The 23,485-nt window shown below is 66.5% G+C and carries 20 protein-coding genes and 1 pseudogene; 12 read left to right on the top strand and 9 right to left on the bottom strand.

Annotation, left to right across the window (positions count from 1 at the left end):
* Positions 1 to 9: 9 nt before the first annotated feature.
* Together ligD and DSC45_RS13565 are read left to right on the top strand one after the other, a co-directional pair.
* A complete protein-coding gene (ligD, locus tag DSC45_RS13570; protein WP_119290488.1) occupies positions 10 to 915 on the top strand; it encodes a non-homologous end-joining DNA ligase in 906 nt (301 codons plus the stop codon).
* Positions 916 to 1,615: 700 nt separating this feature from the next.
* A complete protein-coding gene (locus DSC45_RS13565) occupies positions 1,616 to 2,596 on the top strand; it encodes an SDR family NAD(P)-dependent oxidoreductase (protein WP_119290486.1) in 981 nt (326 codons plus the stop codon).
* Between the two features lie 777 nt (positions 2,597 to 3,373).
* Here the strand turns inward: DSC45_RS13565 and DSC45_RS13555 are convergent.
* Both DSC45_RS13555 and DSC45_RS13550 read right to left on the bottom strand, forming a co-directional pair.
* Entirely contained in the window at positions 3,374 to 4,102 is a 729-nt protein-coding gene (locus DSC45_RS13555) for a GAF and ANTAR domain-containing protein (RefSeq protein WP_119290484.1), read from the bottom strand.
* Positions 4,103 to 4,238: 136 nt separating this feature from the next.
* Positions 4,239 to 4,949, bottom strand: a complete 711-nt coding sequence (locus DSC45_RS13550) for an ANTAR domain-containing protein (RefSeq protein WP_162929214.1) — start codon at positions 4,947 to 4,949, stop codon at positions 4,239 to 4,241.
* A gap of 531 nt (positions 4,950 to 5,480) precedes the next feature.
* Between DSC45_RS13550 and DSC45_RS13545 the strand changes: the two genes are divergently transcribed.
* The 4 genes from DSC45_RS13545 (at position 5,481) to DSC45_RS13530 (ending at position 8,771) form a co-directional block, all read left to right on the top strand.
* Positions 5,481 to 6,173, top strand: coding sequence for a GAF and ANTAR domain-containing protein (locus DSC45_RS13545; RefSeq protein WP_119290618.1), 693 nt, complete (start codon positions 5,481 to 5,483; stop codon positions 6,171 to 6,173).
* A gap of 616 nt (positions 6,174 to 6,789) precedes the next feature.
* On the top strand, positions 6,790 to 7,479 hold the full coding sequence (locus DSC45_RS13540; protein WP_119290616.1) for a HemK2/MTQ2 family protein methyltransferase: 690 nt from the start codon (positions 6,790 to 6,792) through the stop codon (positions 7,477 to 7,479).
* Entirely contained in the window at positions 7,463 to 7,729 is a 267-nt protein-coding gene (locus tag DSC45_RS13535; protein WP_240434617.1) for a CDGSH iron-sulfur domain-containing protein, read from the top strand. The genes DSC45_RS13540 and DSC45_RS13535 overlap by 17 nt, the downstream gene beginning before the upstream one ends.
* Complete coding sequence (locus DSC45_RS13530) at positions 7,713 to 8,771, top strand: iron-containing redox enzyme family protein (RefSeq protein WP_119290478.1); 1,059 nt, start codon at positions 7,713 to 7,715, stop codon at positions 8,769 to 8,771. Before DSC45_RS13535 ends, DSC45_RS13530 begins: the two co-directional genes overlap by 17 nt.
* A gap of 854 nt (positions 8,772 to 9,625) precedes the next feature.
* Here DSC45_RS13530 and DSC45_RS13525 read toward each other — a convergent pair.
* A complete protein-coding gene (locus DSC45_RS13525) occupies positions 9,626 to 10,831 on the bottom strand; it encodes a PP2C family protein-serine/threonine phosphatase (RefSeq protein WP_119290476.1) in 1,206 nt (401 codons plus the stop codon).
* 530 nt (positions 10,832 to 11,361) lie between these two features.
* Between DSC45_RS13525 and DSC45_RS13520 the strand changes: the two genes are divergently transcribed.
* Positions 11,362 to 12,168 carry an SDR family NAD(P)-dependent oxidoreductase gene (locus tag DSC45_RS13520; RefSeq protein WP_119290474.1) on the top strand — a complete coding sequence of 269 codons (807 nt, stop codon included), beginning with the start codon at positions 11,362 to 11,364 and terminating at the stop codon, positions 12,166 to 12,168.
* Positions 12,169 to 12,286: 118 nt separating this feature from the next.
* Positions 12,287 to 13,483, top strand: a complete 1,197-nt coding sequence (locus DSC45_RS13515; protein ID WP_240434616.1) for an aromatic acid exporter family protein — start codon at positions 12,287 to 12,289, stop codon at positions 13,481 to 13,483.
* Positions 13,484 to 13,609: 126 nt separating this feature from the next.
* Here the strand turns inward: DSC45_RS13515 and DSC45_RS13510 are convergent, their stop codons facing one another.
* Positions 13,610 to 14,089 carry a Dps family protein gene (locus tag DSC45_RS13510; RefSeq protein WP_240434615.1) on the bottom strand — a complete coding sequence of 160 codons (480 nt, stop codon included), beginning with the start codon at positions 14,087 to 14,089 and terminating at the stop codon, positions 13,610 to 13,612.
* A 1,450-nt stretch (positions 14,090 to 15,539) separates the two neighbouring features.
* Between DSC45_RS13510 and DSC45_RS13500 the strand changes: the two genes are divergently transcribed.
* Together DSC45_RS13500 and DSC45_RS13495 are read left to right on the top strand one after the other, a co-directional pair.
* Positions 15,540 to 15,746 carry a helix-turn-helix domain-containing protein gene (locus DSC45_RS13500; RefSeq protein ID WP_119290470.1) on the top strand — a complete coding sequence of 69 codons (207 nt, stop codon included), beginning with the start codon at positions 15,540 to 15,542 and terminating at the stop codon, positions 15,744 to 15,746.
* A gap of 60 nt (positions 15,747 to 15,806) precedes the next feature.
* Positions 15,807 to 16,895: a tyrosine-type recombinase/integrase gene (locus DSC45_RS13495; protein ID WP_119290469.1), complete on the top strand. Its 1,089-nt coding sequence runs from the start codon at positions 15,807 to 15,809 to the stop codon at positions 16,893 to 16,895.
* 93 nt (positions 16,896 to 16,988) lie between these two features.
* On the opposite strand, the gene DSC45_RS13490 is transcribed toward DSC45_RS13495, so the two are convergent.
* The 3 genes and pseudogenes from DSC45_RS13490 to DSC45_RS13480 all read right to left on the bottom strand — a co-directional run bounded on the left by DSC45_RS13490 (position 16,989) and on the right by DSC45_RS13480 (position 18,879).
* Positions 16,989 to 17,924, bottom strand: a complete 936-nt coding sequence (locus DSC45_RS13490; RefSeq protein ID WP_119290468.1) for an ANTAR domain-containing protein — start codon at positions 17,922 to 17,924, stop codon at positions 16,989 to 16,991.
* Positions 17,925 to 18,292: 368 nt separating this feature from the next.
* A pseudogene (locus tag DSC45_RS13485) lies at positions 18,293 to 18,481 on the bottom strand (hypothetical protein); the annotation flags it as partial.
* A gap of 5 nt (positions 18,482 to 18,486) precedes the next feature.
* Positions 18,487 to 18,879 (bottom strand): hypothetical protein, encoded by a 393-nt coding sequence (locus DSC45_RS13480; RefSeq protein WP_119290466.1) that lies wholly within the window; start codon positions 18,877 to 18,879, stop codon positions 18,487 to 18,489.
* Between the two features lie 362 nt (positions 18,880 to 19,241).
* On the opposite strand from DSC45_RS13480, the gene DSC45_RS13475 reads away from it, so the two are divergent.
* Both DSC45_RS13475 and DSC45_RS13470 read left to right on the top strand, forming a co-directional pair.
* Positions 19,242 to 19,607: a hypothetical protein gene (locus DSC45_RS13475; RefSeq protein ID WP_119290464.1), complete on the top strand. Its 366-nt coding sequence runs from the start codon at positions 19,242 to 19,244 to the stop codon at positions 19,605 to 19,607.
* 170 nt (positions 19,608 to 19,777) lie between these two features.
* Complete coding sequence (locus DSC45_RS13470; RefSeq protein WP_162929197.1) at positions 19,778 to 20,521, top strand: hypothetical protein; 744 nt, start codon at positions 19,778 to 19,780, stop codon at positions 20,519 to 20,521.
* Positions 20,522 to 20,554: 33 nt separating this feature from the next.
* Here the strand turns inward: DSC45_RS13470 and DSC45_RS13465 are convergent, their stop codons facing one another.
* Together DSC45_RS13465 and DSC45_RS13460 are read right to left on the bottom strand one after the other, a co-directional pair.
* Positions 20,555 to 22,138 (bottom strand): restriction endonuclease, encoded by a 1,584-nt coding sequence (locus DSC45_RS13465; RefSeq protein WP_119290462.1) that lies wholly within the window; start codon positions 22,136 to 22,138, stop codon positions 20,555 to 20,557.
* A 322-nt stretch (positions 22,139 to 22,460) separates the two neighbouring features.
* On the bottom strand, positions 22,461 to 23,321 hold the full coding sequence (locus DSC45_RS13460) for a hypothetical protein (protein WP_240434614.1): 861 nt from the start codon (positions 23,319 to 23,321) through the stop codon (positions 22,461 to 22,463).
* Positions 23,322 to 23,485 lie beyond the last annotated feature (164 nt).

The raw sequence follows: 23,485 nt of genomic DNA, 5'->3' as shown, positions 1-23,485 counted from the left end.
GGCGGTGACGTGAGCCCAGACGTCGAACTACGGGTCGGACGACGCAAGGTCAACGTGAAGCGGGCCGACAAGAAGTTGTTCCCGCAAGACAGCGTCACCAAGGCGGATCTCGCCGAGCACTACCGGCGAGTGGCACCGCGCATGCTGCCCGAACTGCGCGGCAGGCCTCTGATGCTCGAGCGAATGCCGGACGGCATCGACGGAGACCGGTTCTACCAGAAGGAGATCTCCGACTACTTCCCCGACTGGATCCATCGCAGCACGGTGCCCAAGGAGGGCGGCGAGGTGACGCATGTGGTCTGTGACGACACAGCGACCTTGGTCTATCTCGCGAGCCAGGCATGCATAACCCCCCATCGCTGGCTGAGCCGCGCTGACCGGCCGCGCCGCCCCGACCGCCTGGTCTTCGACCTCGACCCGCCCGCCGAGGACTTCGAGCCCGTGCGCCGTGCAGCGCACCGTCTGTACGACCTGCTCGTTGAGCTGGACCTTCCCTCGGGCCTGATGACCACGGGCTCACGTGGTCTGCACGTGGTCGTTCCGCTGAATCGGCGTGATGACGTGGATGACGTGCTTGCGTTCGCCCGCGCTGCCGCGGAAACGCTGGCGGCTCGGCATGCGGAGGAGCTGACGACCGAGCCCCGCAAGGAGGCCCGCAAGGGACGACTGTATCTGGATGTCGCGCGTAACGGCTACGCCCAGACCGTGGTCGCTCCGTTTGCCGTGAGGGCCAGGCCGGGCGCCCCCGTAGCGGTGCCGTTGGGCTGGGATGAACTGGACGACTCTGAGCTGACAGCCCGTCGGTGGGCGGTGACCGACCTCGGCGACCGCCTCGACAGGGATCCCCTGGAGGGGCTCGCGCGTCGTGGACGCGGCGTGACCGCGGCGAGCCGACGCCTGCGGGCACTGGCATAGAGTCACGCTGGTGCGAACATCCGGACGCTGAACTGCGCCTTCCCCGGGGCCAGAAGGCCGGGCCCGCCATCGTCCGGCTGTTGCAGCGGACAGGGCGGCGTGCGTATCGGCGACCTACGCCAACGACCGCTTCGATGCATGGCGCTCCCACCACGGGGAGAACGTCGCATGCCGCTCGCGGGACAGCAGGCCGAGTCGGCTGGTCGAGCCGCTTCGACCCGATGAGGATTCACTTCCCCTCCGGCTTGTGGGGCGGGGTACGGGCCTGCGGACATCCCCGCGTGAACCGCGTTCTGCGTGGGAGGCCTCGATGGGGGGACTCGGTAACACGAAGGCCGACCGAAGTCCGGACAGGAGAGGTGTTGGCGGATGGGTTGGGTAAAAGCAAAAATTGAGCAGGTGCTGGGGCGGAGGAAGGAGGCCGATGGCATAGCCCTACGCGATAAGTCCCTGCGGGCCGAAGGCGAGCACGAAAAAGGGCGTGGTCGCGCGGAGGAGCGTTTCAGGCGCGGACACACGAGTAGGCATCCGTTCGCCACGGACCAGTGTCTACGCCGCCCCGGCCGGCCACCCGTTTTGCCCAGGTCGGTTCGTACCGACGCCGTAGAGCGAGTGCGGGCCGCGGTCAGACGGGCTCACGACGCACCAGATCTTCCAGGAGGAGCGGGCAGGACGGGGCGATCAAGGAAGCAGGACGCTTATGTCGCACTCCGCAGAGTCTCTCTCGGGACTGACCGCAGTCGTTACGGGTGGGTCCAGGGGCCTGGGCCTGCTCATGGCCGACCGGCTTGCCGCCCGGGGCAGCACGGTGACCATCACCGCCCGCGACGCCGACGAGCTCGCATCGGCGCAGCAGAAGCTGTGGCACCGCAGGCCCGCCGCAGTCATCCACACGGCCGTCTGTGACGTGCGGGACCAAAGGGCCGTTCACCATATGTTCCGGGCCGCCCACGACACCTGCGGTGGACCAGACATCGTCATCGCCAACGCCGGGATCATCCAGGTGGCCCCGTTGGAAGCCATCGGGGCCACCGAGTTCAGGGATGCCATAAACACCATGTTCATGGGGGCCGTGCACACCTCCTTGGAGGCGCTTCCCTACCTCAGAGAGAGTGAGCCCGGCGGTCGCCTGGCCCTGATCTCGTCGGTGGGCGGACTCCTTGGTGTGCCCCACCTGCTTCCCTACGCCAGCGCGAAGGCCGCGACCGGGGTGCTTGCTGAGGGATTGCACGCGGAAGCCGCCTCCTCCGGAGTGAGTGTGACCGCCGTCTACCCCGGGCTGATGCGGACCGGATCGCACCTCTACGCCGAGTTCGGTGGGGCTCGTACCAGCGAGTTCGGCTGGTTCTCCGCCCTTGCGGGCGCGCCGGTGATCTCCATGAACGCGCAGCGGGCAGCGGAACGCATCATCAAGGCGGTGGTCAGGCGCCGCACTCGCCTGGTCCTGACGCCCGCAGCTCGTGCTGCCGATTTGGCTCATGGTCTCGCGCCGGCCGCAGTGACACGGCTCGATGGCGTCGTGGCTCGACTGCTGCCGAGGGCGTCCATGGGACAGCGGCCCTTGCGCCGTGGTGCTGACGTCGAACCGCCCGATGGCCCTGTGAGAAGCACGCTCCAGTCGTGGGGCAGCGCCCTGAACGAGAGGGCGGCCGACGCCTACAACGCCCGTACCGGTGAGTGAGCGACCAGCAGCGAGAGGCTCTGCGTGGCACTCACTCAGCGTTGGCGGCCAGCTGAAATTCCCCAACGACGGCCATTGGGCGGGGAGGCGTCTGGCCGCCAATCTGCGACTCTCTGCAATGGGGAGGCTGAGGGAAGCAGCGAAGCGGTAGCGTCCCGCGCATGACGAGCGAGGAGGCGTCGCAGGATCAGCCCCATCGGGTGGTGGCGCGGGTCGGCGACACGGTCCGGCGCCCTGCCCAGCCCTGGGCACCGACGGTGCCCGCGTTGCTCAGGCATCTGGAAGCGGTGGGCTTTCCCTACGCGCCCCGCGCCCTGGGATCTGATGACCAGGGCCGGGAGGTACTCACCTTCATAAACGGAGAGTCCGGGCCTCAGAGCTGGGCCAAGGTGGTGGACGACCAGGGGCTACCAGCCTTCGCCCCGCTGTTGCGCGACTATCACGATGCGACCACAGGATTCACGCCGCCGGACGACGCGACGTGGGCCGACGGCGCCATCGCACCCAGTGAAGGCCAGGTGATTTGCCACGGCGGCCTCACGACAACCGCCGGCGTGGTGGACGCCGTGATCGACCGGCAACTGGAAACCATCGACCTCGCGCGGAGACTGGCTTCCCAGGGGCATGAGCCCCAGGCCACCTGGGTGCGGGAAGGTCTGCTGGAGAAACTCGGCCGACGACTCGTGTGGAGCAGCTCGAACCCCCACCGTCGCCGTCGCGGTTCCGCACAACAACCGACCGAGTGCCATAGGAATTTACTCGGACCGCGCGGTGAGGTCAGTCGATTACGTCACCGCGTGCGGCCAGGGGAGCCGGGGCGGTGCCCTCCACAATGTCTCGGGCCAGATCGGCAAGGCGGACGTTCCTGGTGCGGGCCTCGGCTCGGATCCGGATGAAGGCGTCGTCCACGTCAAGGCCGAGCCGCTCCGCGAGCGCTCCTTTGGCCTGTTCGATCAGCACGCGGGTGTTCAACGCGGTCTGCAGTTGCTCGGTGACGTTGTCGCGATGCTGGATGGCCCGTTGCTGGAGCAGGCCGACGGTGGCGACGTCCGCCAGCGCTTGCCCCACCCGCAGGGTCTCCTCGTCCAGTGCGCAAGGCTCAGTGTGGAAGAGATTGAGCGCGCCGATGACCTCAGTGCGCAGGCGCATGGGCAGGGCGTGAACAGAAGCGAAACCCACCTCCGCGGCGGCCTGGGTGAAGTGCGGCCATCGGTCGGTAGCAGACAGGTCGGCCACCGAGACGGGTTGGCCCGTGCGGAAGCAGTCCATACAGGGACCTTGCTCGGTCTGCAGCTGGAAGAGTTCGAGGAGTCGCGTGCGTTCCGTGGACGCGGCCACGAGCTGCAGCCGGTCCCGTTCGTCGGTGAGCAGGAGCCCGGCGGCGCTGACTCCGAGGATCTCCACGCATTTCTCCGTCAACCCGTGCAGAAAGTCCAGGAGATCGAAGTCATCCACGAGCGTGTCCGTCAGTTCTACGAACACCTCGGTCAACCGGACCTGCGTCATTTCACTCACCCGCGTCCTTCGTCGGCACCGCGGCTGAACATTCCTCTGCCACGTAGCGCTGCCATTTCGAACACCTTCGACCACCGTAGCCGCCCGGCCTCTGCACCAGGCGACAGCACAGCAACGACCTCTTGCCTCATGCTTCGCTCCCGTTGAAGCGAAGCCGGCGGGCCACCACGTCCTTTCCTACATCGCTCAACCGGCGATCGTGAGCGAACGCGTAAGCACGCAGCCGCACCAGCGCCTCCGCAGCGGATACGCCCAACTGGACCGTGAGCATCCCTGTCGCCTGATGAACCTCCGAATGCTGCAGTCCACTGGACTCGCGCCAGCCGTCGTGCTGCTGAGAAGGGTCGCTGAGTCCCTGGTCGAGCAGCAGCGCGAGCGCGGTGTCCGTGAGGACCAGAACGTCCGCGAGCTGATCACGACCCAAAGGGCCGGGTTCCGTCCGGTACAAGGACACGACGCCCACGCTCACTCCACCTACTCGGAGCGGAAGGGCGAAGAGCGCAGCGACCCCAGCCGTGACGGCCGCCGGAGCGTAGACCGGCCAGCGCACCTGGCAGGCTTCAGCCGTCAGGTCAGAGGAAAGGGAGGGGCCATCAAGGTAGCAATCCACTCCGGGGCCCTCACCGAGCGTGACAGTGAGCTCTTCCAGGTCCATGGCCAGCTGAGAGCTCGCGTGGACCGTCTCCCGCTGAGTGCCCTTCATCACGGCGGTGACGCCGACGGAGTCCACTCTGGCTGAGGAGATCATCGCAGCCGATACGTGCGCTAGCGTGACGGGCCCATCCGCTGCGTGCGCGACAACCTGCTGCCACAACCGCAGCCTGCGGTCGTCCTTCACTCCGCTCGCCCCCATTTCGACGACCTGAATGCACATCCCAGGAGGCGCTGTCACCCGCGAAATTTGCAGCACTTCGGATAGCCGAAACCACCCTACTCCGCAGGTCCCCACCCCCGCCGATCCACGCCATGCGGGACGGAACCGCCGGGGAGACCCCTGCGTTCGACCGCCGCTGGTGGCACGCCGGGGCCAGACCTCCTACTCGTAGGCACCCCTACCGTTCACCGACGATGGATGCGGCACGCCTCCCGACCACTCACCCCCCGCCGCATGAGCCGCAAGTATGCCGCCCTCCCTGGCGAGCTTCTTCCGTCTCTGCGGCTTTCGTTCCTCGCGGGTTTATAGCCGGTTTCGAGGAGTGCGACGGCTCGGGTGAGCACCGGCTGTGGGGGCGGCACCGCCTATAGACTGTCTGTAACTGCAGCTGGAGGTCAGTCAGGGGACGCCTATCCAAGGGCGCCCTTGCTACATCTTCGGGTGGAGTGATATCAGATCGGCGGGTTCATGCTCGAATGTGAAGAGGTCGAGGAGATGGACTGGGAGGGCTTCGCGACCCAGATGGGGACGATGTCGCGAGATCTTTTGGCGCAGGACTCCGTCGATGCCACGCTGGAGCGGATCACAGAGTCTGCGGTGGAGATCGTGGTGGGCTGCGATGCTGCCGGGATCCTGGTAGTGCAGGGCAATCGCGTTCAGTCCTTGGCTCCCACCGACGCCCTCGTCGTGCGCAGTGATGAGCTGCAGGGGCGTCGCGGTGAGGGCCCGAATTTCGACGCCGCGCGGCATCGCGGTGAGGAGCGCGTCTTCAGAATCGAAGACTTGACTGCATATCAGGATCGGTGGCCCCTCTACGTAGACGCGGCCCGCGAGTTCGGCATCGGCAGCATGATGGGCTTCCTGCTGTACACCGACGATCAGGAACTCGGCGCACTCAACCTGTATGCCCGGGGCCCCTCTGCTTTCACCAGGGACAGCGAAACCGCCGGCCTACTCCTCGCCTCGCACGCCGCGGTTGCTCTGTCCAGTGCCCGTAACGCGGACCAACTCCACCAAGCCCTCACCAGTCGCCACGCCATCGGCGAAGCCATGGGGATCATCCGGGAGCGCTACAAACTCCCTCCGGACGAAGCCTTCCGCGTCATGCGACGCCTGTCCCAGGAGCGCAACATCAAGCTCCGGGACATCGCCCAGCAAATCTGCGAAACCGGCACCGCCATCATCTGAACCTGATCGAGTCGGCTTACGCGCCCAAGGCAAGCCCCAGGCCGGGGACGTCTGTTATGGGATTGCTCGAGGCCCGGCAGTTCCGCCAGTCAGAGGCCGTGGAAGGCGTCCCGAGCCAGCCCGGGCACGTCGCGTAACAGCGAGCCCGGGCCGATGCGCCGACTGCACAAGCGTGGTCGCACTCGCGAGGGCGGGCTCCCCGCGACGACGACTGAATAGGTAGGCGGCTTTCCCGGCTGCAGGTCAGAACCGGGAGAACCTCGACGCGACAGACCTCCGGAGGGTTTTGTCCCTGCTCGCGCCGTAAGCCCGGAGTACCCATGGTCGCGGCCGTCACACGTCAACCTGAGGTCAGACGGTTGTCGTGGGAATCGCACCCGGGTGCGTATGCACGACCGTAGGGTCGGGTGTCGGCTCAGGCGCTGGGCTGATTCCGAGGTCGTGCCAGCGATCGCGCCGCCCGGAGGTTGCTGCAAACGCGCATGGGGTCGGGTGCCCCGCGGGTGTGAAGTGCCGTGGAGAGGTTACTCAGGTGGCGGAGTACGCCCGGGCGTCGAACGCTGGGTGAGGCGTGCTGCAGGTCACCGACCGACGGCACCCCCGGAAAGGCGCCATGATGACGACTACCACGCCCACTTCGAGCCGGTACACGCGGCCGCTGCGGCTCCTGCGGCCCCCCGGGGTCTACGCCCCGCAGCATGACACCAGGCTCCTGCTGAACGCCCTGCATCACGAAAACATCGGCCGGGGCGCAGAGCTCCTCGACGTCGGCACCGGCACGGGCGCCCTGGCGCTGCACGCCGCACGACTCGGGGCCCGGGTCACCGCCGTGGACGTGTCCTGGCGTGCGGTTCTGACCGCGCGTCTCAACGCGCGACTGTCCGGGCATCAAGTAAGGGTCCGTCGCGGCACTATCGCCTCGTTCCCCGGCCACGGCTGGGACATCGTGATCAGTAATCCGCCGTACGTACCCTCGCCCGACGCCTCGCTACCCACCCGAGGAGCGGCCCGATCGTGGGATGCGGGCCACGACGGGCGGGCGGTGCTGGACAGCGTCTGCGACGGGGCGGCGGCTTCGCTGCGGCCGGGCGGGGTGCTGCTGCTTGTGCACTCGGGACTGTGCGGTACGGGAGCGACCCTGCGCCGTCTGCGCCGGGCGGGGATGCGAGCGGAGGTCTCTGAACGCACCTTCGTCCCGTATGGGCCCGTGCTGCAGTCTCGGGCCGGCTGGCTACGCGAGACGCGCCTGGTCACCGGGACACAGCAAAGAGAGGAACTCGTGGTCATCCGTGCCGAGCGTGCCTGAGGAGCGCCCCGCTCGGCGGGTCTGGTCGGACGAGGGCGGGCCGCTCCTCGTCGAGGGCCCGGTCGAGGTGGCCTTGCCGGACGGGCGGATGGCACGCTCCGACCGTTTCGAGGTCGCGGTGTGCACCTGCCACCGCAGCCGTACGTATCCCTGGTGCGACACCAGCCACCGGCTGCGGCCACGTGTTCAGGCGCAGCCGGACCCGAACCGATCGGCCAGGAAGGGAAAACCCGATGCCCGCGACGCCTGAGTTCACCGAGCCCCGCAAGACGCGGCCCCCGCTGCCGGAGGCGCGCGGTGAGCTGTCCGCGCACCTGCTGTCCGCTCTGCGCGCCGGCCGGGAGGCCCCGCTGTCCGGGCCGGTAGTCGCGCGCGCCGACGGATTCGGCGAGGACCTGCAGCTGGCCTTGTATGTGCTTTACGAATTGCACTACCAGGGGTTCGATGGGCTGCCGGACAGCCTGGAGTGGGACCCGCCTCTGCTGCAGATGCGCCGGATCCTGGAGCGACGCTTCCTGGAGGCGTTGCGCGAGGAGACCCATGGCGCCGAGGACGTGGCGGCGGCCATGGCGGACCTGCTCGTGGAGCCCAGCGGGTACGACCCGACGAACGTCACGCACTACCTCCAAAAGGAGGGCAGCGCCTGGCAGTTGCGGGAGTACGCAGCGATGCGCTCGCTCTACCACCTCAAAGAAGCCGATCCGCACGCCTGGGTCCTGCCCCGGATCTACGGAAGAGCCAAGGCAGGCATGGTCGCTGTGCTGTACGACGAGTTCGGCGCCGGCCGCGCCGAGCAGGTGCACGCACGGCTGTTCGCGGACCTCATGGCCAACTTGGGGCTACGGACGGACTACGGCCACTACGTGGACGGGGCTCCCGGCGAGATGCTCGCCATCGTGAACCTCATGTCCCTGTTCGGGCTGCACCGCGCGCTGCGCGGGGCCTTGGTGGGCCACTTCGCGGTGGTCGAGGTCACCTCACCGCCCGGCTCCCGACGCCTGGCGAAGGCACTGCGCCGCACAGGGGCCGGAGAACCGGCTGCCCATTTCTACGACGAGCACGTCGAGGCCGACGCCGTGCACGAGCAAGTCGTACGCCGCGACGTCATCGACGGCCTGCTTGCCGACGAGCCTGCTCTGGAACCGGACGTCGTCCTCGGCATCGAGGCAACCGATCTCCTGGAGGACCGGTTCGGCGCATATCTCCTGCAACGGTGGCGCGACAATCGGACAGCGTTGCGTACGACGTTCACTCTTTCGCCGACCATGCCTGCGGCCGCTCGTCAGAGGTGAAAGCGGGTGCGGGCCGGGCCCCAGCAATATTCGCGGCCCACCAATAGCTGTCCGTACGGTTCGACCAGCCCCACCTAGGTCGGCGGGCGGGCCCGCGTGGGTCTGACATCGACGAGAACTACGAAGGTTGTCCTGATCCAGGAAAGTAAGGTTCTGGCCCGGCTCACCTCGGGAGCTGTCGACACAGCAGCCGATCTGGGGGCACGGCCGCGGTGGGACGTCTGCTTCACGGTCACCGACCTGCGAGCAGTCAGATGAGTAGGCCGCCTGCGGGCGGGTACTCCCCAATACTCAACGGTCAGAAAGCGGCTGTTCTCTCTCATGTGAGCCTTCTGGGGATTTGGTGCTCTTCCTGCTTGTACTCCGCTGTCGGCTGGCCCGGCTCGTTGCACTGATCGCCTGCTGCAGGCCCCGCCCTCGGACCCGTGGGATCGACCCTTTCGCTCTACGGCAACCGGAAGGATCCGCGACCGCGCAGGCAGGTAGACCCGGTACGCCGGACACTCCCGCCCAGCCTCCCTGTGCTGCTGAACGTCACCGGTGAATCCGTCAGTGCATCGGCTGGACCGGGTAAACGCAGCTGGCGCCGTCGCCGCAGGCGGTTCCCCTCGCCGCGGCGCGCTCGTCGGTCAGCGGGTGGCCCAATCCAGGAGGCCATACGACCTGAGCGTCGGCATAGGGTGTGGCCACCTGTCGGATGTCGTCCCGCGAACTCCTGGCCCGCACGTGGCCTGTCGCGATCCTTGGGCAGGAACGCAGCAGACAACCTGCTGGCTGTTGGAGCCGGCATCAGATCGGCGAGCTGAGGTTCGGTCAAGCGGCCAGGGGGCAGCAACCGCTACGTTCGCCGCGGTCTACCGTACGTCGTTGGCATCGGCATCGCTGCTGCGTCGGCTGGATCCGGGACCGTGCCAATCGAGGCATAGGACGGTTGCGTCGTCGAGTAGGTGGCCCTCGGTGGCTTTACGGAGTTCGCGCGTCATGTAGCGGACGACTTCGCGGGGGTGGAGGTGTGCGTCGCGCGCCATGACGGCGGGCATGTCGAAGCGGGTCGTGTTGCGTTCGATCATTCCGTCGGTGAGGAGCACTAGCCGGTCTCCGGGCCGGAGGTCCACCTCTTGGACGCGGTACTGACCGTGCCAGGGGGTGCCGAACGGAAGATCCACGTCGAGTTCCACTTCTGTCACGTCGCCGTCCCGCAACCGTAGTGGCCAGGGGTGGCCGGCGTTGACCAGCAGTGCTTGCCCGCTGTGAAGGTCGATCCGTAGGAGTTGACCGGTGACGCTGCCGTCGAAGCCGTGCTCCAGCACGGCTCGATGGGCGGCATGTGCCTGTTCGGCCAGAGTGTCGCCTGCACGGCGAGTCTGGCGCAGAGCGCCGACAGCGAGCGAGGCCAGAAGCGCGGCGGGTTCGTTGTGCCCCATCGCGTCAGTGATCGAGACGTGGACGGTGTTCTCGTCGAGGCTGTAGTCGAATGTGTCTCCTGCGATGTCGCCGGCGGGTTCGAGTCCGCCGGCGACGGTGACTTCCCCGGCCTCGAAGGTGAGTGCGTCGGGCAGCAGGTTCTGCTGGATCTCGGCGGCCAATGTCGGGGTGGTGCTGCGACGGCCCCATTCGTAGAGGTCGGTGAAGCGGCGGTTGGCGGTGACGACGTAAGCCAGGGCATGTGCTGCCTGCTCGATCTGGTGCTGCTCGAGAGGGCTGGGCGGAGCCCCGGTGATCAGCTCCAGCACTCCGATGGCGTCGCCTCGGATGGTGACGGGCGCGAGCACCCGGTGCCCGCCTCGGTATCCCTCGTCCCGGGGTGCCGCGGTGATGTGCAGCTTCTGCGCTCGCAGCACCGCGTCGTAGACGTTGTCGGATGCGTGCACCGGGTCGTGTCTGTTGGCACGATTCGGCCAGAGGGCGGGGAGGCGCCACAGCGTCTCACCACCGAGTTCCGTGATCAGAAAACACACATCGCGTGCATCGAGCTGATCAGCTAGGAGGCGGGCGACTACCGCGACCGATTCGACCGGAGGTGCCTGCTCGACGGCCGCCATCAGTTTCTCGACACTCATGTTCGGCTCAGGCACCGGAACTCCCGTTCGTCGCTGGTCTTGACACAGTCTCATTGCGCGTAAGGAGGCCGCGAGTGACGGCCCGCCCTTGGGGCGCCCTCGTATGACTCGGGACAAGGGTTCTGATCTTCGACGAGATGGCATGCGCCTATGGCAACCGGCCCGAGTGATCAAGGACGGTGAGTGGCTGCTCCGCTCGAGGGAGTCAGACTGGCGAGGCACCCAGGGGCCAACTCCTGTCGTGAGGGCCGCCCGGTCGGCGGCGCCTGCAGCTGATGCCGGAGACACTGCATCAATAGCCGACAAGCTGTAAACGAGCACAACGGCGAGGACGCGGGAGGGGGGAGGCTTCGGAGTCAAAGGGTCGGACTTTGAATCGACGCAGATAGGCGAAGTCTCCGAGCACGACGAAGCTGGCACGGTCAGCCGCGGGGCGCTCTCAGCCTCAGGCTGAGCCTTCTCGTACCGGGGAGGGTGCTGCAGATCCTCCGGGTGACGTTTGCGGTCGTTCTAACGGGTACCTGGGGCGCATGGATGACGCGAAACCCCTGGCCCTGGTGACGGGCGCATCTAGCGGCATCGGCTTCGAGCTCGCCAAGCAGTTCGCCGACAACGGGTTTGATCTGCTGCTCACGGCTGAGGACGACGAACTGCAGCAAGCGGCCGACGAGATACGCGGAAGTGGTGCACATGTGGTGGCCGTCGTGCAGGTTGACCTCGCGGAGCGAGGAGGGGTGGGCCAACTATACGACGCGGTCACTGCCGTGGGCCGGCCGCTGGCCGCCGCGGCGCTCAACGCGGGCGTCGGAAAAGGCGGGCCTTTTGTGGACACTCCGCTGGAGGACGAGATCCGCGTCATCGACCTCAACATCACATCCACGGTGCGGCTCGCCAAGCGGATCCTTCCAGACATGGTGCGCTCTGGAGCGGGCAAGGTGCTGTTCACGTCGTCGATCGCGGCGACCATCCCGGGATCGTTTCAAGCCGTGTACAACGCGTCGAAGTCCTTCGTGCAGTCCTTCGCGCAGGCCCTGCAGAACGAACTCAAGGACACCGACCTCACGATTACCGTGCTCATGCCGGGTCCCACGGAGACGGAGTTCTTCGAGCGTGCCGACATGGAGGACACCAAGGTCGGCACGCAGAACAAGGACGACGCCGTCCAGGTCGCCAGGGACGGTTTCGATGCGCTCATGAGCGGGACGAAGAAGGTGGTGGCCGGTTCGGCGAAAACCAAGACGCAAGGCCTGGCGAACAAGGTCCTCCCCGACAGCTCCAAGGCTGCCGCGCACCGAAAGATGGCGGAGCCGGGCTCGGCGGGAGACCACCAACGGTGACCCCTGCGGCGAGCGCAGCAGTAGCAGCTTCGGCTGGGGGCGGCAGTAATGGCCGATCACTCTCCGTATATCGGGGGCTCGCCCCTGTCACCGAGGGGATCGGAAGTGTGATGGCTGCATGACGGTCGCTGAGAAGAAGACCGCGCGGTGGTTCTTGGTGGTGCCTCAATGGTGGAAGCAGGCCTTTCGCTACGCGGGTCCTGAGCGGCACGTGCTGCTGCTCGGGGCGAAGAGCACCCTGGCCGCTGCCCTCGCCTGGACGGTCTCCTTCTACTTCCTGGAGGCACAGTCGCCGGCGTTCGCGCCGTTCTCCGCCGTGACGATCATGTACGTCACGGTCTATCAGTCCGTGGCCCAGGCACTGCGCTACGTGGGAGCCGTCGTGGTTGGAGTAGCCGCGCAGGCCGCCCTTGCTTACCTCACCGGCCCCGACCTGCTCACGTTCGTCCTGGTGACCGTTATCGCCCTGGCGATCGGCCGATCACGGCTGCTCGGGGTCCAGGGCCCACAGGTGGCCACCGCGGCGTTCTTCGCGTTCGCCGCGTACAGCAGTGCCGCCGACAACAGCGAACGCCTCGCACAGCTGGGCCAGATCGTATTGCTCGTCGTCATCGGCTGCGCCATCGGCATAGTGGTCACGGTGGTCCTTGCCCCACCGCTGCGCTACCGGAGCGCCGAGTACGGCGTCCGCAGCCTCGCGCGCGAGCTCTACGACCTCACCTCCGACGTGTACCCGGCCCTGCGCGACGGCGCGCCGGACGCCGAGACCACCGGACGTTGGCGCCAGAGCGCCGCGCGGTTGGATGGCCTGATTGCCGACGCGAGGGCCGGCCTGAACAACGCGAAGGAGAGCGTTCCCTATAACCCGCGGCGCCTCCTGAAGCGGCACCACGGCCCCATCAGCTTCCGGGGATACGAGGCGGTGCTGAACGCAGTGGAGCGGACCCTGCATCAACTGGCTTCCCTGGTAAGGAGCTTGGACCAGTGGAAGCAGGAGGAGAACGACTACGAGTACCACCACTTCCTGAACCGGTACGCGGCCTTCCTCGAAGCCGTCTCCGAGACCGCTCTGCTGCTGAGCACGACCGACGAGAAGGAACTCCGGCAGCAGACGGACGAGCTCACCGACTTGGTCGGCGAGGCGCAGACCAGACGTCGCGAGGTCACCGACGAGGCTCTGTCCCAGCGCCTCCCGCTCTCCGACCCCACTCGACCGTACGGAGTCCTCGTCGTGGAGGCCACCCGCCTCATGGAAGAGATCGAGTACACCAACGACACCTTGTGCAGCCTGGTCGAAGGACAGGCAACAAGCTGACGCTCTTTGTTCTCGGTCCACGAGCGTGTCACCCCCGAGGACCTCAACGGGGGCCTGGGCCGCCCTGGGCCCTGTGCCCCCCCCCGCGACTGACATCAGCGACGAATCGGCCGGTTGGTTCGGTAGTCATTGCTGGCTGGACTGCCGGGCGGCTTCCACCTCGGTGGTGGCGTCCGATGTGGTCAGCGTGCCGCCTGCCGTCTCCAGGTGCGTCCGGACGGACCACTGGAACGGCTCCAGATCGCGCAGTTGCTCGATCAACAAGTCCTCGGTGGCCGCGTCGATGTCGCCCACCGTCTTGATCGTCGAGCGCAGTGCTTCGAGCACGCCGGTGTACACGATGCCCACGCTGTATTCCTTCCAGGTCCGCTCTTCGATGAGCGCACCTGGCGTTCCCTGGGCGACACCGCCCAGGGCCGCTACACGCTCGGCGACGTCGTCGGCCATATCTCGCACGCGGTCCACCTGGGGGTCGAGCATTTCGTGCACGGCGATGAAATGTGGGCCCACCACGTTCCAGTGAATGTGCTTGAGAGTCAAATTAAGATCATTCAGAGCGTGCAGGCGCTGTTGCAGCAGTTCGATGACCGTGCCGGCGTCCTGCACCGCGAGCCCGGGGACCGTGTAACCGGGAGTGGTGTTCTTGGAAGCCGTGAGTGTGTGCCTCCTGTCTCGCGGCCTTGTCTCCGCCGGTGTCTGGTCCGTGTCTGTGGCTCCTACGACGGCCCCCAGGTACCCGTGTCGGCCAAATCAACCCGATGATGCCCCAGGGGACGTGTATGTCCCGCGCGGTCATCGGATGGTTCTCGAGGCAGATGTGCCACCCGATCGCACCACTGCACGTTCACGTGTACGCCGACACCGCGCTCTTCGTCACACACCGACCACGATCTTCACTTGCCGGGACGCAGCTGAAATGCGTTCAGTCGTCCCTACGTTTCGGCGGCCGTTCGGCGGTTCGCCTTCGGCAGACGCATCGAACCGGCAATGGACTGGAATAGTTCGGCGACTTCAAGCAAACCTAGGTGCACAGGCTTGGTCGCAGAGCGGGTGAATTCAACGCTAAGTATCGGTGAATCGGAGCGCAGATGGGGCGTGCGATCTTCTTCCCTTTAGCACGGGTTCCCCGGTTACCGAAATCGGGGATCGTGTGGACGATTGTTGTTGTCCAGCGGGCCGCCGCGCGGCGAATCTTGCATTCCCTAAGGAGCTCATTTCTGTGTTTGTTGATGCATTGACGGACGAATGGATGCTGTTCGAGGTGCAGCTCGGGGGCCGCGCGATTGGATCGGGGAGCGCGCAGGGAAGGCGCCTTCGTCTACCCCTTCCTTGCCACCGTGGCCGAGGGGCCACTTCGGCCGAATGGAGCTTGCACCCTGCGAGTTCGCGAGCTCGCACGCCTTTCGCGTGGTCCCGGTGAACTGGCTGCCCGTCGTCAAGGAGAAGCCCGAGTGGTTCACCTCCAGCTGTGGCTTGTGGCGTGCCGGCTCGAGTGGCTTGTGGGAGCGGTCTCCAGGAGCACGATCTGCTGTCCCCCGGGCCGCGTGGCGGTCGGCTCTTCTCCGCCGCGTTTCAGCGTCTGTGGAGGCAGGCACAGGAGGCGGTGCCTGCACACGACGAGCTGTTGACTGGCAGCTGGGGGCAGCGCCGGTTGACACCCTCTGGGGCCCGTCAGATGCGGGTCTTGAAGCTTGACGTCGACGTCGTGACGGTGGTCGAGCTTGCTGGGGTGGTCCTCACCTGGCCAGTTCTTCGGTATCGGTACTGCATCCGCAGCCAGGCAACCGAGATCGACTGTGGGCCCCCTACTTGAGCGGTCGGCCTCGTGGAGACGACCGCTCGGCGAGCCAGGCCGACTCCTGCACATACGTCGAGCTCCGGCACCCGCCTTCCTCGCTCAGCGCACCTGTCAGACAGTGGTCGACGGCTTCGTGCCCGGCCAACCGCCGCTCCCGGACTTGCCGTGCTCGTCTCGGCACGGCGACTCCGCTGCGGACCTGCCGCACATCGGCGCTTGCACGCCGGAACCCTTCTCGCCCCTATCAAGGACTGAGCTATGCCTGCGCGTCTGTTGTCCATTCCCGCCGTCGCCGCCGTCCTCGACGTCGACCGTCGCACCGTCTACCGATTCGTTGCTGCAGGCGACCTTCCAGTCGTCGATCTGCGTACGGGCACGGGGCGTTCCCGTATCAGGGTCCCCGCCGCCTGCCTCGATGAGTTCATCTCCAGTCGCGCGGTCATCGCATCGAGACCGCGCCGCTGACTCCGGTCCAGCGAAGGACCCCCCGTACTGACAAGAGGAGTTGGGCTGTACCTACGTAAGTTGAAGACCGGTAAGTGGCAGGCGACAGTGCGCAACCGGCTCGGTGATCGATTCAGTGAAACCTTCCCCCTCAAGGCTCAGGCACGCGCCTGGGGGCTCGAGATGGAGACCCAGTTCGCCCGCGGAGGCATGCGCGACCCGCGGGCCGGCGAGACGTCGTTCCGCGAGTGGCACGACCGATGGTGGGCCGCCCGCGTGGTCGAGCCGCATACTCTGCGGGGCGACGCTTCGAGCATCAAGAACCACGTCATGCCCCACTGGGCCGACTGGGAGATGCGGGCCATCACCCGCATGGACGTGCAGAGTTGGATCCGCTCCCTGATCGAAAAGGGCGCCGGATCCGCGGCCATCAAGCGGGCCTACAACCTGACGTCATCCATCATGCGCGCGGCTGTCGATGACGACGTGATCGCGGTGAGCCCCTGCCGTAGCATCGACCTGCCTCAGATCGCGGTCAAGCCGCCGCAGTGGTTCACGCTGGACCAGGCGCAGAGCGTCTTGGACGAACTTCCCACCGTGTGGCGGACAATGTGCCTGCTCGGCTTCTACACCGGACTGCGGTGGGGCGAGCTCTCCGGCCTACACCGCCAGCGCATCGACCAGCGCCGCTCCCGCCTGTTCGTTGTCGAGGTCAACAGCAAGAGCGGCATCAAGGAGTACCCGAAGAGCTCCAGAAGCCGCCGGGAGGTGCCGCTCCCGCCGCATGTCCTGGAAGCACTCGAACGTCATATCCACGGGCTCGACCGGGATGCCGTGGTGTTCACTACTCTCACCAAGGGGCGCGCCGGCCGCCTACTGACTGACGGCAATTGGCGACAACAGACCTGGTGGCCCGCCGTCGACGGGGCCCGCTACTTCGACGATGACGGCGAGCGGCAGCTTGTCCCGCACTACCCGCCGCACTCCATGCGCCACACCTGCGCCTCCTGGTTGGTTCAGAAGGGCGTCTCGCTCTATGAGGTCCAACACCTGCTCGGCCACGAGAGCTTCCAGACCACCCAGCGCTACGCACACCTCCAGCCGGACGCGCACAAGGCGGTGCTCGGTGCTTGGGAGCGTATGGAAGCATCGCTCACCGTCGTTGCATGAAACCTTTCTTCGTCCCGTCTCGCTGCCGTGCCACAGGCGTTTCCGGCGGCCGTTTAGCGGAACTCCCGGTTGGTGCGGGCTCGTTGCCGGGTGTCACTGTGCCTGGGCGCGGTGGTGGAGGAGCTCGAGGCAGTTCAGGACTATGGTGCGGCGGTGCCACTCGAGCCACGCTCCGGTCTCGGCGGCGAGTTCCTGCAGGTCCGTCAACTGCATTTGTGACAGGGGGCTCGTGAGCCGGTCCTGGGCGTGCACGGTCACCACGGCCAGAGCATCGTGGTCGTGCGTCAGGGGCACGCAATGGCATGCTCGGCTGCCGCTGCGCAGCATCATGGTCCGGGCTCTCGGCGTGAACATTTCGCTGCTGGACAGTGCTTCAACGGTTATCTGACGGTTCTCGGCCGCGGCCCAGTCCCAGGCGGTCTGTTGGTCCTGGGTGAACTTCGCGTATTCGGTAAAGGGGCCGTCCAGCCCACTGGACTGGGCCAGGCGACGTACGCCGGTCTCCGCAAGGTGCACGTGCCCCACGGCGGCGCCGGCGATACTCAGGGTCCGGTCGAGCGCCGCGCTGAGTACCGCCCCCTGCGGCGGCCCGAGTCTGCCCCCCTTGTTGTCCACCAGATTGAGCGTGCCGAGACTCGGTGCCGGATCCGGCCTGCGGCCGGGGAACCAGTCAGAACGCCCCGGGGCAGGCCCGTCGACGCGCGCCACTGCATCAGCCACGGTGTGCAGCTTCACGTTGAATTGTTGCGACGCTTCCTTGAGCAGACTGAACGCCTGGAGCAGATCTTCCAGGCCGTACCTCTCGACGAGCACGTTCTCCGCTCTACGCACTACGAAACGAGCGAACAGTCGGTTGCGCTCGTCGAGCCACTCGGCCCACGCGTTCTCCGTCAGACCGTCAGGCTCTCCCTGGGGGAGGTCGTTGAGGGGCGCCTGTGACACCTGCTCCGGCAGGGAGGCTTGAGCCTTGGCGTCGTTGTTCCCCGTCGACATGTGGAGGGCCACCCTCGGTTTCTGGAACGCGGTCATCGCCGTCGTTCTTGGTGTACCTGGGGGGCAGGGGGCTCCGCGACGCGGTCGGTGGCTCCAGCGTCATAATGCTCAGGACAACTCGATGAGCGCAAGCGCGTTCTCTGTCTTCCCGGCGCAGGATGATGTGGTGCTCGTCCAGGCCGACGAGGACACGAAAGAGGGCGTTTAGCTCACTCTTGCTACGGTTTACACCGTTTTATGGCGAGTGACTGGAGAAGTGAGAGGGAGTCCAGGTGCAGCTGTGATGGCTGGGCCTGTGAAGTCGCTGCCGCGCCCCATCAGCTCCTGTTTCATCCCTAGCTCCGAACCTAAGCCAGTGACAGCCAATCATGGTCACTGGCAAGACCGCCGAGGCGTCACCCCACCAGGCCGGCGCCGAGTGTGGTGGCGATGTCGCCCATGGGCGCCGGGTTGTCAGTGGCGACATCGAGGTCCTGGCTGGGGCGGTTGACGAAGCATTGCGCCCGTACGGCATATCCGCCGGTGAGGACCAGGGGATACGGGGAGCCGAGGGCGATCACATCTGCCAGGAGCCGCGTGTGCAGCTCCGGCATGTCCGTCACGTGGCTGCCCGGCTGCGGGAGGCGAGCTGGGGGAAGGTGTCCTCCCACACGGTGCGCACGGTTCGACCGACGAGGGTGCGGAGCACAGGCCACACCTGGAGGATCAGGTCCCGGTTGAGGTAGCGGGGCAGGTCGTCGTGCAGGCCTTCGTGCAGGACGGTGCGGTACAGGCCCATGCGCTGGCGAGACTTGCTCATGTCGTACGCGGTCATCCCCGACCAAGCCATGTGCAGCGGAAGCTCCACGATCCCCTGGGTCGGGCCGTGCAAATCGTCCAGCGACTCCGGTAGACGCCGCCGGAATTTTTCCCGGTACAGCGCGAGGTCCTCGGCGACCGCGCCCGAGCGGTCGCTCGGTGTGGGTGCGGGGTGCTGTGGGCTGGAGGGCATGAGTCCATTATGGCGGCCGGAGAAGTGGCGCCGGTCATGAGCCAGCTGGCATCTGGAGTGAGCGGGACGGAGTCTGCTGGGGAGCCAGTCGCGGCAACTCGGTCTGCCCCGAGTAGGCGGGACGGGCTGTCGGCCGTGACGCTCGTTTGACGCTCTGGGCTCCCTCCCGCTGCACAGCGAACCGAGAAAGTGCCCCTGACCTGGCCTTTTCCGCGACTCGCCCGGACCGACCCCTTTCCTATGACGCATCATGTGGAGTGTGTGGCGGTGCTTGAGCCGGTGGCTAAGGGCGCCTGACCTGCGGTTTTGCCTGTGTGCGCTATGTGCGGTGTGGGCGTTACGGACGATATCTTGACGCCGAAATGACGCTGGTGACGCTCGTTCTGACGGGGTGTCAGGCGTCCTGTGTTGCCCTACTCGGTGCCGAGAAGGGACCGCGGCTTCGGGCGCACCCCGGAGTCGAGCACCGCTTCACAGCCTCCAACCCGAACGAGGGGCTGCCGGCCCGGGTCAAAGGCAACCCGGAGGAGCGCCGAAAAGATCTCCAGGCCCGCTCGGCCACCTACACCCTGGAGGACTACGACAGCCCTGACCTGACGGCTGTCCTCGATGACATAGCGCTGGAGAAGGACGGGGTGGTTCGGCGCCGACGGGCCGCCGCGCTGCTACGGGTGCTGGGACGTTCCTGGAGGAACGCGTCGTGCGAGAAGCGTCGCGATGCGGTCTAGATGCGGAGGCCGAAGTGCCGACAGCCAGGCGCCGGAGTATTTGCGATGCGTTGGTGACTGGGCCTGACGGCATACGCGTTGGCTGGGAGATCCAGTACCACCACATCAGCCCGAGCAGCGTGCACCGTCGTTCCGCCTCGGCGGTGGACAGCGGAATTACCCCGCTCTGGGTGGCGAAGGACCGTACTGCCTCACTGATCGACCGCGCCGCCTGGGCACGCGTGGACGATATGCCGTGGAAAGACATCGCCGGCGGGAGGGAAATGGTGATTCGTGGTGGCTACCGCCACCTTGAGGTCTGGAGGTGTGTCCCCAGCAGCGACCGGCATTGCTTACTGAGTGAGGGCGCCGGTCACTGTGGCGGGATGCACGCGGACTGGTTCCTGCCGGCCCTGTGCCAGCTGGAAAGGAAGCCTGTGCACCTTGAGGATCTCGTCGTGTCGAGTGCAACAGGGGAAAGCGTTCCGGTCTATGTGCCAAACCGCGGCAGTGGGCGGGCAGGGCGGCACATGCGGGTGACTGCGACCGATCGTGACCTCTGGAAGGAACTCGTCGGCGAGAAGAAGTCTCTTCCCGTACCAGAGCAGGAAGAGGGCGACGAGACCACATTCGCCGACCAGGAGATCGACCGGACCTGCCGTGCCGGAGATGAGGGCTGGTTCGTCAGCGACTCCCGGCCCATTCGGGACTTGGGGCAGCCGACCGGTGGCTTCACACTGCCCCGGATGCCCGCACGACACTCCGAGCGCCCGATGCTGATCACCTCCGTCGAGCGAGCGGCGGCTGCCGCCGCGCTGGGGTGCACGGTGTGGGAGCTCGGTCCCTGTGCGGAATGCGGGCAGCTGATGAGGAGATACGGCCGGAACGCGGGCAGGGTTTGCGCGGTGTGCCGCGCGCTGCTCAACCGGCGATAGGCGGGGCACCGCACGACGTTCGTGGCGCCCCGCTCATTGGGGTCGGCGCTTCGGCGGCACCGGTCCTGGGATCACATCGAGGTTCAGGTGCTCCTTGAACAGGTGGACCAGGTTGGCGCCGTCGAGCAGTTCAAGACGTCCGTGCTCGTTGGCGAATGCCTCGCTGGCCCGACCGAACCATGAGGTCGTCACGAGGATGCCTTTGGCCGCCCGCTTGTGTTCCACGACGCCGGCCAAGGCCGAGACGGTCTCGAACGGCACCACGTTCTTGGTGCGTTTGGCCTGGATGACGCACAGGCCCTTCATGACCGGGTCGGTGTTCATCGCGATGGCGTCGACACCCTCGTCCTTGGAGGGCTGGGTGTTCACGCTGTCCAGGCCGATGGCCTCGAACAGCTGCCGGATCAGGTGCTCGAACTCCGTGGGCGTCAGGTCCATGAGCACGGGGCGGCTGTCCAACCCTGCCACGACGTCCAGGCTGTCCATGAGCCGGAACTTGCTGAGGTCGAAGGTGACCAGGGGCCGCACAGGTTCCAGCTCGTACGGGTTCGGTGAGATCAGCGAGCGTAGCCGCTTCAGGCAGGCGCGTGGGTCCACCTGTGTCAGTACCAGCTGCGCGAACTCCTCCCGGTCCGTCTGGAGGGTGATCAGGCACGGGTGCACCTCGCGCCCGGTGGCTCGGTCGATGGTGGCCACATGTCCGTTGAGGGCGATGGACTTCACCGTGCCCTCGGTGTCGGCGGCGAACAGCTCGTGCACGGTACGCAGTGCGGTCTGTGCGAGGACGGAAGCGTAGAGCTCTTTGCGCTCCTTGTCGGGGCGGGGCACGGAATTCATCTCGTCGCGGGACTTCACGTAGCGGTACGCGCGCGCCTCGGGAACGACGTCCTCCAGCGGGAGGTCGATCTCGACCAGAAGGTCGCCCGTGTCCGCCTGGTACGAGACCCGGTGCGCCTTAGGGAAGCCATGTGGGTACTTGGAAGCGGCGAGCGCCTGGTCGATGAACCACTCAACGGCTTCGACGTCCCGCTCGCGGTAAGCAGCCCGGCGTTCTTCGATACGTGCGTTCCACTCCTCGACCCTGGTGGCCTCCTGCTGGTTCTGCTCCTCGTGCTTGGCGCGGAGCCTCGCCAGCTTCTCGACGCGCTTCTTGTCGTCCCGCGCATGGTCGCGCAATGCCCTGTCGAACCGATCTCGGGCCGCCTCGACTTCGGCGTCGTATCCCTTGCGGCCGAAGCCAAGCGCACCGAGGAAACCGCGTGGGGGTTCCGGTTCGTACTCCTCCCAGCGAGGCTGCGGCGCGGCCTTGGCCCGGCCCTTGGGAGGAGTAAAGGCGGCCGGTACGAACCTCTGCTGGAGCCGGTCGAAGGTCAGATGGCTGCTGTCCAGCACCGCGGTTCGCAGAAGATTCGCCAGCTGCTCGACGTCGTTCTCAAGCACGTAGGTGCGATCGACAGCCTCCTGTGCTCGGGCCGCCTCGTACGCGATCTTCTCCTCGCGCGCCTTGCGTTTGGACTCGGCCTCGGCGGCCTTACGCGCCTTCTCGTGCTCCCGCGCCTGCCGTGCGAGTTCCCTGGCGTAGGGATCGTTCCCGCCCGCCCCACCTCTGCCTGCCACTGCGCCCCCCGGTCAGTGCATGACCCTTCTGCCGAACTTTCGCAGTATCACCTACCCTTATGACAGCGACAGGAGGCACCGGAAGTCCGGCGGAGATGCGACGGTGATCCGTCTCAAACCGCGAGGACGAGCAGAGTGCCACTAATCAGCCGGCGGCGTGAGAGCGCCCATCGGCAGGACCTGGCCGCAGCTAGGAGCGAAGCGAAATCACCTGCTGCACGCTTCTATTGACGGAACCCCGGTGTCCGCTACTCAAAGAGGCTCTGGAGCCGACTAAGAGGTACCGCGTGGCTGTCGCGGTCTTGGGGCGCCTCGGGATCCTCTAGGGGTGTTGCCCGGGCACGGACGCGTGATGTGTGGCCGAGCCATGGTCGCCGATGGACAATGCAGACGAGTCGACCCTGTTGATGTGGACGCCCGGCTTCGGCTCGGGCCGGGTGAGGAAGTCCCGCAGGGCACGTCCGGCGGGTGCCAGATGCGGGACGATGCTGAGGAGAAGGGCCGTGCCGAGGACCACGGCGATGATTCGTCCGAGGTCGCCGAGGAGCGCGGCCAATGGGGGCGCCGAGAACAGCAGAAACGTCAGGGCGAACAGAGTTGGGACGTGCTCCCGGTCCGCTCGCCGTCGGGCGGCCGCACGCTCGTGGAACTCGACATCGCCTTCATCGTTGTGGGCGACGACCCGCCAGTTGCCGAGGTCACGCGCCGACACAGAGAGCCGGAGCGAGACGGCCTGGCCGCGCTCGAGGTGCCCGATGGCGAACACAGCCTCGCCCGGTCCTTGTTCGCGGTCCTGGCGCCTGACCACGCCCATCTCGCGCTCGGGTCCCGACGTGATGGCGGCTTCGACGAGCTGCCCGACTGGGAAGTGGAACCGTAGATACTGGTCCTTTACCACTCGGTTGCCGGTGTTCTCCACGCGGAAGTCGACCGAACTCAGGCCCGCGATCGGGTGGCCGTTGAAGTTCAACTGTAGCTGTTGGTGCAGGTTTTCGTCCGTGGACAGCATGGCATTGTGGACCTCAGCATCCCAGGAGAGCCGCTTGGTCGGCTCGCGCCGCAGCTTGAACCGCTCGACGGCAATCGTTCCGAGGACACCGCCGACGATGCCGACGACGGCGACGACGAGGTTCTGCTGAAACTCGCTCAGCTCGATCGCTGCCGCCACCACGACGATGGACACCGGCTCTATGGGCATTGGAACCCCCCCGTTTCTCCTGTCCCGGGCGCAGACGGTGGTCACTTTAGCCAGTGCGTCATTGCCCCGTCTGCCGGTGGCCAGCGGTGGCCTGTGGCTGCGCATAACACTGGAGATCCCGCTTGCTCTTACTCTGAAGAGCGTGTGCG

This window comes from Streptomyces sp. YIM 130001 (assembly GCF_003574445.1).
In the GTDB taxonomy this organism is placed as follows: domain Bacteria; phylum Actinomycetota; class Actinomycetes; order Streptomycetales; family Streptomycetaceae; genus Streptomyces.
Note: the sequence above shows the minus strand (reverse complement) of the source record. Positions and strands in the feature narration are given on the sequence as shown.

What these genes read in the sequence shown, in the direction of transcription:
- DSC45_RS13480 (WP_119290466.1), bottom strand. Translation starts at nt 18,879, where the DNA reads ATGCCCTCCAGCCCACAGCACCCCGCACCCACACCGAGCGACCGCTCG.
- DSC45_RS13475 (WP_119290464.1), top strand. Translation starts at nt 19,242, where the DNA reads ATGACGCTGGTGACGCTCGTTCTGACGGGGTGTCAGGCGTCCTGTGTT.
- DSC45_RS13500 (WP_119290470.1), top strand. Translation starts at nt 15,540, where the DNA reads ATGCCTGCGCGTCTGTTGTCCATTCCCGCCGTCGCCGCCGTCCTCGAC.
- DSC45_RS13515 (WP_240434616.1), top strand. Translation starts at nt 12,287, where the DNA reads ATGACGGTCGCTGAGAAGAAGACCGCGCGGTGGTTCTTGGTGGTGCCT.
- DSC45_RS13555 (WP_119290484.1), bottom strand. Translation starts at nt 4,102, where the DNA reads ATGACGCAGGTCCGGTTGACCGAGGTGTTCGTAGAACTGACGGACACG.
- DSC45_RS13540 (WP_119290616.1), top strand. Translation starts at nt 6,790, where the DNA reads ATGACGACTACCACGCCCACTTCGAGCCGGTACACGCGGCCGCTGCGG.
- DSC45_RS13520 (WP_119290474.1), top strand. Translation starts at nt 11,362, where the DNA reads ATGGATGACGCGAAACCCCTGGCCCTGGTGACGGGCGCATCTAGCGGC.
- DSC45_RS13565 (WP_119290486.1), top strand. Translation starts at nt 1,616, where the DNA reads ATGTCGCACTCCGCAGAGTCTCTCTCGGGACTGACCGCAGTCGTTACG.
- DSC45_RS13525 (WP_119290476.1), bottom strand. Translation starts at nt 10,831, where the DNA reads ATGAGTGTCGAGAAACTGATGGCGGCCGTCGAGCAGGCACCTCCGGTC.
- DSC45_RS13530 (WP_119290478.1), top strand. Translation starts at nt 7,713, where the DNA reads ATGCCCGCGACGCCTGAGTTCACCGAGCCCCGCAAGACGCGGCCCCCG.
- DSC45_RS13545 (WP_119290618.1), top strand. Translation starts at nt 5,481, where the DNA reads ATGGACTGGGAGGGCTTCGCGACCCAGATGGGGACGATGTCGCGAGAT.
- DSC45_RS13490 (WP_119290468.1), bottom strand. Translation starts at nt 17,924, where the DNA reads ATGACCGCGTTCCAGAAACCGAGGGTGGCCCTCCACATGTCGACGGGG.